This window comes from Arthrobacter sp. NPDC057009, assembly GCF_042673905.1.
GTDB lineage: Bacteria > Actinomycetota > Actinomycetes > Actinomycetales > Micrococcaceae > Arthrobacter.
In genome coordinates this window covers 73,087-87,213 of sequence record NZ_JBHUSB010000016.1, presented here as the reverse complement: position 1 = coordinate 87,213, position 14,127 = coordinate 73,087, and the positions used below count along the sequence as shown (strand labels likewise).

Genomic DNA, 14,127 nt, shown 5'->3' with positions numbered 1-14,127 from the left:
TTGTAGTAGAGGCACAACCGGCACGGATGAAAGCAGGGAGATCGATTTCAGTGACGTCAGATGAAGCCGCCTTCGAGGGCACGTTCAAAGAGATGTTCCGCCGGCATGCAGCAGGCGTTGCCATCATCACCGTGAACTACGACGGCGTCCCTTACGGCTTCACGGCAACCTCAGTTGCCTCGCTGTCCGCCAAGCCGCCGCGCTTCACCTTCAACATGGCGCGCAGTTCCAGCTCGTGGCCGGCGGTCGCCAACACCACCTACATCGGCGTGCACATGCTGGGGCTGGAGAACCAGGAACTGGCCGACCGGTTCGCCCGGACCAAGGAACGCTTCGCCGGCGACCACTGGGCCCACGGACCCCATGACGTGCCGGTGCTCAAGGACGTTGCCGGCTGGCTGATAGGCAAGATCCAGATGCGCCTGTCCTTCGAGAACAACGCGGTCGTGGTGGTCGAGGTGGTGGAAGGGCAGGTCGGCGAGGACGGCTCACCGCTGCTGTACCACTCGGGAACCTACGGCCAGCCGGTTCCGCTCGACTACGAAATCTAAGCGTCGGGGCTACCTAGGCGTCGGGGCTACCTAAGCGTCGAGGCAGGCCGGCCCCAGCAGCACCTTGAGGTCGCCGAACAGCGACGGGTTCGGGTTCACCCGCAGGTGCACGGGAAGTGCCATGACCTCGATGCGGCTGTCGCCCTGCAGGTTCACCCGCACCTCGGAGTTGCCCCGGTGGTTGCGCAGCACGTCCCCCAGTTCCGTGACCACGGCCTCGGTGGCCTTGTGCGTGGGCATGGTGATCACCAGGGGTCCGTTGGTGCCCTGGCTGAGGTCCGGCACGGAGAGCTCCATGCAGTTCAGGGTCACGGCACCGTCATCGCGCCGCTGCAGCCGGCCCTTGACCACCACGATCAGGTCCTCGGCAAGAACCGAGGCGATCGGGCCGTAGACCTGGCCGAAGAACATGACCTCCATGGAGCCGCCGAGGTCCTCGATCTCCGCCCGTGCGTAGGCGTTGCCGCTGGCCTTCGCGATCCGGCGGCTCAGGGAGGTGATCATGCCCGCGATGGTGACGATGGCGCCGTCGTGCGGGCCGTCCTCGGCGATGATCGAGGTGATGGACTGGTCGGCGTGCTGGCTCAGGACGCCTTCCAGGCCCTGCAGCGGGTGGTCAGAGACGTACAGGCCCAGCATGTCGCGCTCAAACGCGAGCTTGTCCTTCTTCTCCCATTCCGGCAGGTCGGGGATCTCGATACTCAGCGATGACTCGGACTCGGCCTCATCGAAGCCGGCAAAGAGATCGAACTGGCCGATGGCCTCGTTGCGCTTGAGAGTGATGACGGAGTCGATGGCTTCTTCGTGGACCATGGCCAGCGCGCGGCGGTGGTGGCCGAGCGAGTCAAAGGCTCCGGCCTTGATCAGGGATTCAATGGTGCGCTTGTTGCACACCACCGCCGGGACCTTCATGAGGTAGTCCTTGAAGGAGGTGTAGGCGCCCTCCTTTTCCCGTGCCGCCACCATGGCCTCGACGACGTTGACGCCGACGTTGCGGATGGCGCCCATGCCGAAACGGATGTCCTCCCCGACCGGGGTGAAGTTCAGTGCCGACTCGTTGACGTCCGGCGGCAGCACCGTGATGCCCATGCGCCGGCATTCGTTCAGGTAGATCGCCGACTTGTCCTTGTCGTCGCCCACCGAGGTCAGCAGCGCGGCCATGTACTCCGGCGCGTAGTGCGCCTTCAGGTACGCCGTCCAGTAGGAAATCACGCCGTACGCGGCGGAGTGGGCCTTGTTGAAGGCGTAGTCGGAGAAGGGCAGCAGGATGTCCCACAGGGTCTTGACGGCCTCCATGGAGTAGCCGTTGTCCTGCATGCCCTGGGAGAAGCCGGCGAACTGCTTGTCCAGCTCGGATTTCTTCTTCTTGCCCATCGCGCGGCGCAGAATGTCTGCCTGGCCCAGGGAGTAGCCGGCGAGTTTCTGCGCCACGGCCATAACCTGTTCCTGGTACACGATCAGTCCGAACGTGCCGCCGAGGATCTCCTCCAGCGGCTCCGCCAGCTCCGGATGGATCGGCACGACCTCCTGGATCCCGTTTTTGCGCAGCGCGTAGTCGGTGTGGGCGTTGGCGCCCATGGGGCCGGGCCGGTACAGCGCCAGCACCGCGGAAATGTCCTCGAAGTTGTCAGGCTTCATGAGCTTCAGGAGGGAGCGCATGGGCCCGCCGTCGAGCTGGAACACACCCAGCGTGTCACCCCGGGCCAGCAGCTCGTAGGAGGCCGCGTCATCCAGCTCCAGCGTTTCGAGGTCCAGCTCGATGCCGCGGTTCATCTTGATGTTTTCCAGGGCGTCGGAAATGATCGTGAGGTTCCGCAGCCCCAGGAAGTCCATCTTGATCAGGCCAAGGCCCTCGGACGTCGGGTAATCGAACTGCGTGATGACCTGGCCGTCCTGGAAGCGGCGCATGATCGGAATGACATCGATGATGGGGTCCGAGGACATGATCACGCCGGCGGCGTGAACGCCCCATTGCCGTTTCAGGCCCTCGATGCCCAGCGCGGTTTCGAAAACCTTGGCGGCTTCGGGATCGGTGCTGATCAGCTGGCGGAAGTCCCCTGCCTCGCTGTAGCGCTTGGCATCCTTGTTCTGGATGTCGGCGAGCGGAATATCCTTGGCCATCACGGCAGGCGGCAGTGCCTTGGTCAGCTGCTCGCCCATGCTGAAGGGATAGCCGAGCACGCGGGAGGAGTCCTTCAGCGCCTGCTTGGTCTTGATGGTGCCGTAGGTGACGATCATGGCCACGCGCTCGTCGCCGTACTTGCGGGTCACATAGTCGATGACCTCAGGGCGGCGCCGGTCATCGAAGTCGACGTCGAAGTCAGGCATGGAGACGCGGTCCGGATTGAGGAAGCGCTCGAAGATCAGGCCGTGCTGCAGCGGGTCAAGGTCGGTGATACGCATGGCATAGGCCACCATGGAGCCTGCACCGGAGCCGCGTCCCGGGCCCACGCGGATGCCGTTGTTCTTGGCCCAGTTGATGAAGTCGGCCACCACAAGGAAGTAGCCGGGGAACCCCATGGACGTGATGACGCCAAGCTCGTAGTCTGCCTGCTTGCGGACGTTGTCCGGGATGCCCTTGGGGTAGCGGTAGTGGAGTCCCTTGTCCACTTCCTTGACCAGCCAGGACGTTTCGTCCTCACCCTCCGGGCAGGGGAACCGGGGCATGTAGTTGGCGCCGGTATTGAAGGACACCTCGCACCGCTCGGCGATCAGCAGCGTGTTGTCGCACGCTTCCGGGTGGTCGCGGAACAGTTCACGCATTTCCTGCGGGGACTTCAGGTAATAGCCGCTGCCGGAAAACGCGAAACGGGAACCGCCGTTGTCATAGGTCGGCTCCAGCAGGGTCGAGCCGGACTGGATGGCCAGCAGGGCCTCGTGCGCCTTGGCGTCGTGTTCGTGCGTGTAGTGGAGGTCGTTGGTGGCAACGAGCGGAAGGTTCAGTTCCTTGGCCAGCCGCAGCAGGTCGCCGGTGACACGGCGTTCGATGTCCAGCCCGTGGTCCATCAGCTCGCAGAAGTAATTCTCTGCGCCGAAGATGTCCCGGAACTCCGCCGCGGCCTCCAGCGCTTCGCGGTACTGGCCGAGCCGCAGCCGGGTCTGGATCTCGCCGGACGGGCATCCGGTGGTGGCGATGAGCCCCTCGGAGTAGGTGTTCAGCAGTTCGCGGTCCAGGCGTGGCCATTTGCCGAAGACGGAATCCAGGGAGGCGATCGATGATGCCCGGAACAGGTTGCGCATGCCCTTGTTGTTGTAGCTGAGCAGCGTCATGTGGGTGTAGGAGCCGCCGCCGGAGACGTCGTCCTTCCGCTGGCTCTCATCACCCCAGCGGACGCGGCTCTTGTCCCCGCGCGCGGTCCCCGGCGTTACGTAGGCTTCGACGCCGATGATGGGCCTGATGCCCTTGTCCGTGGCCTTCTTCCAAAAGTCGAAAGCACCGAAGAGGTAGCCGTGGTCGGTGGTCGCCAGCGCGGGCATTCCCAGCCGCTCGGTTTCGTCGAACAGCTCCCCGAGCCGGGCGGCGCCGTCCAGCATCGAGTACTCGGTGTGGGTGTGGAGATGTACAAACGAGTCATTGCTGGAAGTCACCGGACCATTCTAGTGCCGACCCCCTGACAATTAATGCCGGCGTGCCGCAGGCTCAGGCCTTGCCGGACCCCAGGACTTCCAGCGCATAGGCGAGGTCCTCGGGGTACTCGCTGGTCACGGTGATGCGCTCCCCGGTGCGCGGGTGGTCAAAGCCCAGTTCACGGGCGTGCAGCCACTGCCGGGTGAGCCCCAGGGTGGCGGCGAGCCGCGGATCGGCCCCGTAAGTGAGGTCGCCGGCACAGGGATGGCGGAGGGCAGCGAAATGGACCCGGATCTGGTGGGTCCTGCCGGTCTCCAGATGCACCTCCACCAGGGTTGCCTTGCCGAACGCCTCGAGGACCTCATAGTGGGTCACCGACGGCCGGCCGTCCTCGATGACGGCGAAACGCCAGTCGTGGCCGGGATGGCGGCCGATCGGCGCGTCGATGGTGCCCTGCAGGGGATCCGGCAGGCCCTGGACCACAGTGTGGTAGACCTTGTCCACGGTGCGTTCCTTGAACGCCCGCTTGAGGGCGGTGTAGGCGGGCTCCGTCTTGGCCACCACCATCACGCCTGAGGTCCCGACGTCGAGGCGGTGGACAATGCCTGCACGCTCCGGGGCGCCGGATGTGGAGATGCGATAGCCCGCGCCGGCCAGTCCGCCGACCACAGTCGGGCCCACCCAGCCCGGCGAGGGGTGCGCCGCGACCCCCACCGGCTTGTCGACCACCACAAAGTCGTCGTCATCCAGCAGGATCTTCAGGCCTTCCACAACTTCCTCCACGACTTCAAGGGGATCCCGGCGCTCAGGGACCGTGATGTCCAGCACTGTTCCGGATGCGAGCTTGGCTGACTTGCCCACCGGTTTCCCGCCGCTGGTGACATTGCCTTCGGCGATCAGGGTGGCCGCGGATGACCGCGACATGCCCATCAGCTTGGCCAGCCCGGCGTCGACCCGGCTGCCGTCCAGCTCCTCGGGGACCACGACCCGCTCAGACATTGTCGCCGCCTTCCCGCTTGGCGACGCTGTGGTGGGATCCGTCCAGCGCGATCCCCCGCAGCGTCAGGAGGCAGATGATGACCACCGACGACACAACGGCCGAGTCGGCGATATTGAAGATGGCAAAGTTGGGCAGCTGGATGAAGTCCACCACGTGTCCCATTCCGAACGACGGCTCCCGGAACAGCCGGTCCGTCAGGTTTCCCAGGGCGCCGCCGAACAACAGCCCAAGCGCCAGCGCCCACCACACGGACCCGAGTTTGCGCAGCTGGAACAGGATGGCGACGGCGACCACCACCATGATGATCGTGAAAACCCAGGTCACGTTCTCGCCAATCGAGAAGGCAGCGCCCGAGTTCCTGATGTAGTACCAGTGCAGCAGCGGGGGCAGAACCGGGATCCGTTCGCCCTCCACCATGGTGCTGGTCACCCACAGCTTGGTGAGCTGGTCGAAGACGTAGGCGAACACTGCCAGCCCCGCGAACAGGGACAGCAGGACGCCGCGCCGGGGCCGGGGAGATGATGAGGCTGGATGCGCTGCGTCAGCGGCAAGGTCGTCAGTCATGGTGCTTTCATTCGGGGGACCGTCGTTAATGGCAAAGGCCGGTGGCCGAGGAATCCTCAGCCACCGGCCTTCAGAATACGTGCTAAACGGCGGCGCTGCTGCTTTCGCCAACCTCAGGGGCGGCAACGGAACCGCGGGCGTCGAGGTCGCGCAGCTGGCCTTCGATGTAGGCCTTCAGGCGTGAGCGGTAGTCGCGTTCGAAGCCGCGCAGCTGCTCAACCTTGCGCTCGAGGACCGAACGCTGCTGCTCCAGTGCCCCCAGAATCTTGCGGGACTTCTCCTGCGCGTCGTTGACCAGGCTGCTGGCTTCAATCTGCGCCTCGGCGATGATCTTGTCGCGCTGCTGCTGGCCCTCGGCAACGTGGCGGTCGTGCATCTGCTGCGCCATGGCCAGCAGGCCGGCAGCGGACTCGGAGACGTTGGTGCTGGTGACGGGTGCCTGGGCTGCGACGGGCGCTGCCTGCTCGGTTTCCTTCTTCTTGGCAGCTTCGGCGGCCTTGGCCTCGGCTTCTGCCTTCGCGCGTGCTTCGTCCTTTTCGGCCTTGGACGGCGTGGGGACCTTCTCGACGACGGGGGCGACGGCGGAGGTGGCTGCCGGCGATCCGGAGCCGACTTCGGCGAGCTTCTTGCGAAGTTCTTCGTTCTCCTGGTTCAGGCGCCGCAGTTCGACGACGATCTCGTCCAGGAAGTCGTCAACTTCGTCCTGGTCATAGCCTTCGCGGAACTTGGTCGGCTGAAAGCGCTTGTTGACAACGTCTTCTGGCGTCAAAGCCATCTGGTCACCTCGTTGGTCTAGTTCGTCAGGAGGCCTTCCGGCCGTCAAAACTACGGTACCTAAATATGGTCTGGTTCCTCTAATTCAACACCGTGGCGTCGAACAAAAGGTCTTTTGCGCCCGGGGATCCCAGCGGATCCCCCAGCGCCGCAAGCTGATATGAAGTTATGCAAATGACTTGGTGATCGCCATGGCAATGCTCAGGCCGATGAACAGCACCAGGAACCCGAGGTCCAGCGATACGCCGCCCAGCCGCAGCGGCGGGATAAGGCGGCGCAGGACCTTCAGCGGCGGATCGGTCACTGAATAGACCGCATGGGCCGCCACCAATGCTACCCCGCGGGGACGCCATTCCCGGGCGAACATCTGGACCCAGTCATAGACGAGGCGGACGATCAAGGCGACGAAAATGAACAGCAGGACGATGTAGACGAGCCCGAATAGTATTCCCATGAGCTAACCCATTGTCTCCATGTTCATCGCGGGCACCTCGGTGCCCTGGGGTTCCTGCCTGATTGTGCTGCTCCCCTATTTCAGCACGGATGCCAGGCAGGTGCTTCCCTGCCTGGCATCCGGAGAGCCTTTTTAGCTTTGGTTGAAGAAACTGGCGGTGCCGTCGCTGGCTTTCTTGTCATCTCCGATGACTTCAACGTACGACGGCGACAGCAGGAAAACCTTGTTCGTCACGCGCTCGATGCTTCCGCGCAGACCGAAGACGAGGCCGGCGGAGAAGTCGACCAGCCGCTTGGCGTCCGCCTCCCCCATGTCCGTCACGTTCATGATGACGGGGATGCCGTCACGGAAGCTTTCGCCGATGAGCTTGGCGTCGTTGTAGGAGCGCGGGTGAATCGTGGTGATCTGCCGCAGTCCGGTGGTCTCTTCGCGGCTCGATGCCGCACGCTTGATGGGTGTCACGGGTGCGCGGTATTCCTCTTCGGCAGCTGGTGGCGCTTCACGGGTGACCTCCCGGAGCGGCGCCGGTGCGCGGCGCTCTTCGCGGTCATGCTCCATGGAGTTGTCCTCGTCCTTTTGCTGGGTGGAAAGCTCAGACTCGTAGTGTTCATCGCCGTCGGCGAGCCCAAGATAGATCATTGTCTTGCGCAGAGCGCCAGCCATGGTCGACTCCTAATCGTGTCCGGAAGCGGGCCGCCCAAAAGTCAAGACAGCATTGGAATCCCCGCCATTCTCTTCCAATACGACAGACGCTACCGCACGGCCGGGCGGGAACCGAGAATATCTGAGCCAATTCGGAGGTGTGTCGCACCGAATCGGACAGCGGCTTCCAGGTCCTGGCTCATGCCGGCCGAAATACCTGAGGCGCCGGGGAAATCCCGCTGCAGGCCAGTTGAAATGCCGAGCAGTTTTTCGAAGGCCCGGTCGGGATCCGCCCCGAGTGGCGCCACCGCCATGACGCCTGCCAGGCGAAGGCCGCCCGCGGCTTCAAGCTGCTCCGCCAACTGCGGCACCTCGTCAGGGGCCGCCCCGCCGCGGTGGGCTCCGGCGTCCTCATCCAGGCTCACCTGGATGAAACAGTCGAGGTCGCCGCGGCCGGTCAGTTCCTGCTGGGCGGCCATGGCCCGCTCCAGGGCAGTCACGAGCTGGGCGCGATCCACGGAGTGAACGGCAGACGCGTAGCGGACCACCGTCTTGGACTTCTTGCTCTGGAGCTGCCCCACGAAGTGCCAAGTGAGGTCCAGGCCCTCAAGTTCCTCGGCCTTTGCGGACGCTTCCTGGTCCCGGTTCTCCCCGAAGTCCTTGACCCCGAGCGCGGCCAGCCGCCGCACGTCCTCAGCCGGGTGGAACTTACTGACCACTATCAGCCGTGGCGGGTTGTCTCCGCGGCCAGCCGCCGTGGTGGCACGGTCGATACGCTGGCGTACGGCATCCAGGCGTTCCTGCAGCTGTACTGTCCGGGCATCCCCGGGTACCGCGTTTTCAGTCATGGGTCCACACCAGCCCGGCGAAGCGGCCGGACCGGGAGTCGCGGCGGTAGGAAAACAGGGAGTCGCTTTCAAGCGTGCACGGCCCGCGGTACTCGACGGGAACGCCCAGGGCCTCGAGCTGGCTGGCGGCTCCGCCCGGAAGATCAAGTGCCGGAGTTCCCCAGGACGTGGTTGACCGTGCCGACGGGAGGACGGCAGAGACCTCGTCGCGGAGTTCAGCGGGCACCTCGTAGCAGTTGCCGCAGACGGACGGCCCAAGCCAGGCCCGGATATCGGTGGCGCCGGCGGAGCGCATTTGTTCCACCGCCGCCGGAATGACGCCGGAGAACAAACCGGGCCGCCCGGCATGCACGGCAGCCAGCACCGGGCCTGAAGCAGCGGAGCCCACCAGGACCAGCGGAATGCAGTCCGCCACCATCACGGCAAGCGGCCCGCCGAGCGAAACGAGCGCGTCGGCCGTCGGCGCATCACCGACGGCACCAGAGTCAATAACTTCAGGTTCAACGACAAGGGACACTTCGTTGCCATGGACCTGGTTCATGTACTGGAACCTGCGCGGAGCGACGCCGGTGGTTTCCTCAAGGCGGGCCCTGCGGCGCAGCACCGCGCCGGCGTCGTCGCCCACGTGCAGGGCGAGGTTGCCGGCACCCGTATCGGTGAACGCCACGGACACACCCGGCTTCACTTCAGCACGCCACAAAAACAATCGGAACTCCGGCAGTCAGGGTCAGGAAAAGGGGTAACTGCCGGGCGGATGTCCGCCCGGCAGCCTCCTACTTCAGGAAATCAGGGACGTCGAGGTCGTCAGACCGGCTGCCGGTCAGGTCGGGCTCCACCACCGACGGAAGGTCGACGTCGAAGCCCGAGTCTGCGGGGACAGCCGACGGGCGCTGCTGGCCCCAGCTGCTCAGGCCTGCGGCACCGACACCGGCGTGCACGGGCTGGACGTGGACCTGCTGGTTGCCCGCGGACGGCTGGCTCTGCGGCGCAGCCGCCGGAACGGCGGGGCGCTGCGGCGCAGCCTGCTGCTGCGACTGGTCCATGGACGGCGAGGTGGCCTTGACGTCGTCGAAGCCGGCCGCAATGACGGTGACGCGGGCTTCATCGCCGAGGGCGTCGTCGATGACCGCGCCGAAGATGATGTTGGCTTCGGGGTGGGCAACTTCCTGCACCAGGCGTGCGGCCTCGTTGATCTCGAACAGGCCGAGATCGGAGCCGCCCTGGATGGACAGCAGGACACCGTGGGCGCCGTCGATGGAGGCCTCGAGCAGCGGGGAGGCAATGGCGAGCTCGGCTGCCTTGACCGCGCGGTCCTCACCGCGGGCCGAACCGATGCCCATCAGGGCCGAGCCTGCACCCTGCATGACGGACTTGACGTCGGCGAAGTCAAGGTTGATCAGGCCGGGGGTGGTGATGAGGTCCGTGATGCCCTGGACACCGGACAGCAGAACCTGGTCAGCGGAGCGGAAGGCGTCCAGGACGGAGACGTTGCGGTCGCTGATGGACAGCAGGCGGTCGTTGGGGATCACGATCAGCGTGTCCACTTCGTCGCGCAGGGCGTCGATGCCTGCCTCCGCGGAGCCTGCACGTCGCCGCCCCTCAAAGGTGAACGGGCGGGTGACCACACCGATGGTCAGGGCGCCAAGGGAGCGCGCAATGCGGGCAACGACGGGCGCGCCGCCGGTTCCAGTGCCGCCGCCTTCACCGGCGGTCACGAAGACCATGTCGGCACCGCGGAGGACTTCCTCGATCTCGTCGGCGTGGTCCTCGGCAGCCTGCTTGCCGACCTCCGGATTGGCCCCGGCACCCAGCCCGCGCGTCAGCTCGCGTCCGACGTCGAGCTTAACGTCGGCGTCACTCATCAGCAGGGCCTGGGCATCGGTGTTAATAGCTATGAATTCGACACCGCGGAGACCCACCTCGATCATGCGGTTGACTGCGTTCACGCCACCGCCGCCGATGCCGACGACCTTGATGACGGCCAAGTAATTCTGCGGAGCTGCCACGTTACGTGTCCCTTGTTAGTGTCCAATTGCGAAAACTGATGGAGTCGGGCTTGAAGCCCTGAACCTTGAAGTTCCTAAACCTTAACCCTCCACTTGAAGGTTATAGTTATGTCAAGTAACTCACGTCTGTGACGCTATTTCCTATGCTGGCTACATTCAATAACCGCCACCGCGTGTCGTCCTAATCCCCGTGAAATACACCGGCATCACCTTGTCGCATCACCGTGTCACCGGATGCCGCGGCACGCTCACGTCATAGGTGCTAACCGGGTTCGCGGGGTCGGCCGGCACCTTGAGCAGCGCCTCGAGCACGCGCGCCTTGAGCTCCTTCTCCCCCGCGTTGCCCCAGATGACGGTCTGGCCGTCCAGCAGCTTCAGCTCCACCGCGTCGACGGACTTGGCGGAGGCGTTGGAGAGCTTGGCAAGCACGTTGGCCGGCAGCGCGCCGAGGACCTCGGCGGTGGCCTGGAACAACTCCTTGCCGATGGTGCCGGCTCCGCCGTCAATCACCGGCAGCTTCACCGAGGCGGGGTCGGCGGTGGTGCCGAGCCTCACGCCGTCGACGTCCACGAGCATGTACTCCTTGCCGCGCTTGATGAGGGCGACGGGGACGCGCTCCTGGACCTGCACCACGAGGACCGACGGCGGATGGGCCTGGGTCTTGACGGACTTGATCTGGACGAGCGGCTTCAGCAGCGAGTCGACCTGGGAGTCGCTGACCTGCGGCAGCGGCGTGCCCAGCAGCGGCTTGAGTGCGGCCTGCACCTGGGCGGGCTTGAGGAGCTTCGTGCCGGTGACGCTCACGCTTTGCACCGCCAGCACAGGCGAGTAGATGGCAGCGACGATGAGCCCCGCCACAATGGCAGCGGTGACACAGGCTGCGACGATGACATTGCGCCTGATGCGCCGGCCGCGGGGTTCGGGAAAGGGCAGCACATTGTCCGGGGAAGTACTGGCCGGGGACGCAGTGCCCGGGGACGCGCTGTCCGCCGCCTTGGTTCCCGGTTTGCTTGCGGCCGGGCCTTTCAGCCGCGGCCAGGACGCTTTGGCCGGCGTGTCCTGAGGCTTGCCCTTGGACTGACTCTTCTGTGTCCTGCCGCTCTGTGCCGTGCCCTCCGGAACGACCTTGGAGGCCGTGATCACGGCCGGCTTCCCGCCGTCGGGCTTCACATCAGCCTCCCGGGCAGCATCAGCGTCCCGGGTGGCCGGCTTGGCCGGACGGTAGGTGGGCCGGCGGGTGCTAGCCACCGAGGGACTCCACGATGAGCGGCCCGTAGGCGGTGACGTCACCGGCACCTGCGGTGAGGATGATGTCGCCCGGCTGCGCGGCGGCGGCCAGGGCGGCAACGGCCTCCCCTGCTCCCACCAGGCTGCCGCCGGCGCCCAGATGCTCGGTGATGAGGGCGCTGGTAACACCGGGGATGGGGTCCTCGCGGGCCGGGTAGATGTCCAGCACCAGGGCAGTGTCCGCGGCCTTGAGGGCGTCGGCGAACTCTGCGGCGAACTCGCGCGTCCGGGAGAACAGGTGCGGCTGGAACAGGACGTGCACCTTGTGCTCGCCGGCCACTGACCGGGCCGCGGCCAGCGCCGCGCGGACCTCGGTCGGGTGGTGGGCGTAGTCGTCGTACACGCGCACGCCCCGGCTCTCGCCCTTGTATTCGAACCGCCGCGACGCGCCGGAAAAGTGGGCGAGGGCGGAGGCGGCGGCCTGGGCGTCCACGCCGAGTTCCAGTGCCACCGCCATGGCAGCGGCAGCGTTCAGCGCGTTGTGGCGTCCCGGGACCTGCAGTGCCAGCGGGAACCGGCCGCCCGCCGTCGTGATGGCCACCCTGCCCGGGCCCCCGTCGTCGAGCCGGAGGTCGGCGGCCTCGGACGTGCCGTACAGCACGACGCGGGTATTGCCCTGTTCGCGGGTGCGCAGCGCGAGGGCGTGTGCGCCGGCGTCGTCCGCGCACGCCACCAGCACACCGTCGGCGGGCAGCAGCGCGGTGAACCGGTCGAAGGATTCATACACGGCTTCAGCCGTGCCGTAGTGGTCGAGGTGGTCCGGTTCCACATTGGTGACGACGGCGATCTGCGGGCGGTAGTTCAGGAACGAGCCGTCGGATTCGTCCGCCTCCGCGACGAACACCCGGGAGCTGCCGTTGGCCGCGTTGACGCCGAGCGCGGGCACATTGGCACCGATCGCAAACGAGGGATCCAGGCCCGCGCCCTGCAGCAAAACGGTGATCATGGAGGTGGTGGTGGACTTCCCGTGGGTACCGGCAACAGTCACCACGAGGTCATCGCCCATGGTGGCGGCCAGGGCTTCAGAGCGGTGCAGCACCGGCAGCCCGGCGGCCCGCGCGGCTTCCAGTTCCGGGTTGTCGGCGCGGATCGCCGAGCCGGCCACGACCGTCTGGGTGTCGCCGAGGTTGCCGGCGTCGTAGCCCACGCAGATCCGGGCGCCGGCGGCGGCGAGCTCCTTCATGACCGGCAGGTCCTTGGCATCGGAACCGCTGACGGGAACCCCGCGCGCCACCATGATCCTGGCGACGGCGGACATGCCCACGCCGCCGATTCCGATGAAGTGCACGCGGCCCAGTGATTCCTGGCTGGCTGCTGCGTTGGTGGTCATTTGGATACCGCTTCCAGTACGAGGTCTGCCATGAGCTGGTCGGCATTTCGGATGCCAAGGTTCTCCGCGTTCGCCGCCATCGTGTCGAGCCGGGAGTGGTCCGTCAGCAGCGGGATAAGGCTGGTGCGGACCCATTCCGGGGTGAAATCGCGGTCCGCAACCAGCAGGGCACCGCCGGCATTCACCAGGCCGCGGGCGTTCAGTGCCTGCTCGCCGTTGCCGATAGGCAGCGGCACGAAAACGGCGGGAACACCGACGGCGGCGACCTCGCTCACGGTGGCCGCGCCGGAGCGGGCCAACAGCAGGTCGGCAGCGGCGTAAACGGTCTCCATGCCGTCCACGTATTCGAGCTGCCGGTAGCCGTCGGCGCTGAGCATGTTGCCGTCCGGGTCCATTATGGACTTGCCGCGGCCGGTGATGTGGATCGTCTGCACGCCGGCGGCGGAGAGTGCGTCGAGCGACGCCGCCATGGTGCGATTGATGCTTTGCGCCCCGGACGAGCCTCCGGTGACGATGAGGACCGGCTTGCCAGGCTGCAGGTTAAGGGCTCGCAGGGCGCCCTCGCGCGCGGTTGCCCTGACCATGGCGGAGACTTCGCGGCGCATGGGCATCCCCACGTGGCGGGCATGGCGCAGCGGCGTGCCGGCGAAGGCCACCGCCACGTGCCGGCTCAGCCGCGCCCCGACCCGGTTGGCCAGGCCCGGCCGGGTGTTGGCCTCATGGATGACAATGGGAATCTTCCGCCGCCAGGCAGCGAGGTACATGGGTGTGCAGACGTAGCCGCCCACGCCCACGAGGACGTCCGCCGCGGCGTCGTCGAGGATGCGCCCAGCCTGGCGGACGGCGCCGGCGAGGCGTCCCGGCAGGCGGAGCAGGTCCGCCGAGGGCTTCCGCGGGAACGGGACACGGTCGATGGTGGCCAGTTCCACGCCCGCGGCCGGGACCAGCCGGGTTTCCATGCCGGCGGCTGTTCCGACGGCGAGCAGCCGGGCGTCGGGGCGGGCTTCGCGGATAGCCGCGGCAATGGCCAGCAGTGGGTTGATATGGCCTGCTGTTCCGCCACCGGCGAGGACCACGGACAAGGACTCGGTTTTCATCAGGTG

General features: G+C 66.2%; 13 protein-coding genes. 1 reads left to right on the top strand and 12 read right to left on the bottom strand.

The annotated features are described in order from the left end of the window. The first annotated feature begins 26 nt into the window (after window positions 1-26). Window positions 27-551, top strand: coding sequence for a flavin reductase family protein (locus tag ACFTR6_RS16380; protein ID WP_377958642.1), 525 nt, complete (start codon window positions 27-29; stop codon window positions 549-551). Between the two features lie 30 nt (window positions 552-581). Here ACFTR6_RS16380 and dnaE read toward each other — a convergent pair whose 3' ends face one another. The 12 genes from dnaE to murG all read right to left on the bottom strand — a co-directional run bounded on the left by dnaE (window position 582) and on the right by murG (window position 14,121). Beyond that, window positions 582-4,139: a DNA polymerase III subunit alpha gene (gene dnaE / locus ACFTR6_RS16375; RefSeq protein ID WP_377958641.1), complete on the bottom strand. Its 3,558-nt coding sequence runs from the start codon at window positions 4,137-4,139 to the stop codon at window positions 582-584. A 52-nt stretch (window positions 4,140-4,191) separates the two neighbouring features. Further along, window positions 4,192-5,118, bottom strand: coding sequence for an RluA family pseudouridine synthase (locus ACFTR6_RS16370; RefSeq protein WP_076798020.1), 927 nt, complete (start codon window positions 5,116-5,118; stop codon window positions 4,192-4,194). Beyond that, complete coding sequence (gene lspA / locus ACFTR6_RS16365; protein WP_076798021.1) at window positions 5,111-5,683, bottom strand: signal peptidase II; 573 nt, start codon at window positions 5,681-5,683, stop codon at window positions 5,111-5,113. The genes ACFTR6_RS16370 and lspA overlap by 8 nt, the downstream gene beginning before the upstream one ends. An 82-nt stretch (window positions 5,684-5,765) precedes the next feature. Further along, window positions 5,766-6,458, bottom strand: a complete 693-nt coding sequence (locus tag ACFTR6_RS16360; protein WP_076798022.1) for a DivIVA domain-containing protein — start codon at window positions 6,456-6,458, stop codon at window positions 5,766-5,768. A gap of 165 nt (window positions 6,459-6,623) precedes the next feature. Beyond that, complete coding sequence (locus ACFTR6_RS16355) at window positions 6,624-6,911, bottom strand: YggT family protein (protein ID WP_003801741.1); 288 nt, start codon at window positions 6,909-6,911, stop codon at window positions 6,624-6,626. A 132-nt stretch (window positions 6,912-7,043) separates the two neighbouring features. Next, a complete protein-coding gene (locus ACFTR6_RS16350; protein ID WP_076798023.1) occupies window positions 7,044-7,574 on the bottom strand; it encodes a cell division protein SepF in 531 nt (176 codons plus the stop codon). An 89-nt stretch (window positions 7,575-7,663) separates the two neighbouring features. Continuing rightward, the gene (locus tag ACFTR6_RS16345) at window positions 7,664-8,401 is read right to left on the bottom strand and encodes a YggS family pyridoxal phosphate-dependent enzyme (RefSeq protein ID WP_377958640.1); all 738 of its coding nucleotides are present in this window, start codon (window positions 8,399-8,401) and stop codon (window positions 7,664-7,666) included. Continuing rightward, on the bottom strand, window positions 8,394-9,107 hold the full coding sequence (locus ACFTR6_RS16340; RefSeq protein ID WP_377958639.1) for a polyphenol oxidase family protein: 714 nt from the start codon (window positions 9,105-9,107) through the stop codon (window positions 8,394-8,396). Before ACFTR6_RS16340 ends, ACFTR6_RS16345 begins: the two co-directional genes overlap by 8 nt. A gap of 67 nt (window positions 9,108-9,174) precedes the next feature. Further along, window positions 9,175-10,407 carry a cell division protein FtsZ gene (gene ftsZ, locus ACFTR6_RS16335; RefSeq protein WP_076798026.1) on the bottom strand — a complete coding sequence of 411 codons (1,233 nt, stop codon included), beginning with the start codon at window positions 10,405-10,407 and terminating at the stop codon, window positions 9,175-9,177. 219 nt (window positions 10,408-10,626) lie between these two features. Beyond that, window positions 10,627-11,655 (bottom strand): cell division protein FtsQ/DivIB, encoded by a 1,029-nt coding sequence (locus tag ACFTR6_RS16330; RefSeq protein ID WP_377958638.1) that lies wholly within the window; start codon window positions 11,653-11,655, stop codon window positions 10,627-10,629. Next, window positions 11,648-13,024 carry a UDP-N-acetylmuramate--L-alanine ligase gene (gene murC / locus ACFTR6_RS16325; RefSeq protein WP_377958637.1) on the bottom strand — a complete coding sequence of 459 codons (1,377 nt, stop codon included), beginning with the start codon at window positions 13,022-13,024 and terminating at the stop codon, window positions 11,648-11,650. Before murC ends, ACFTR6_RS16330 begins: the two co-directional genes overlap by 8 nt. Then, window positions 13,021-14,121 (bottom strand): undecaprenyldiphospho-muramoylpentapeptide beta-N-acetylglucosaminyltransferase, encoded by a 1,101-nt coding sequence (murG, locus tag ACFTR6_RS16320; protein ID WP_377958636.1) that lies wholly within the window; start codon window positions 14,119-14,121, stop codon window positions 13,021-13,023. Before murG ends, murC begins: the two co-directional genes overlap by 4 nt. Window positions 14,122-14,127: the final 6 nt, after the last annotated feature.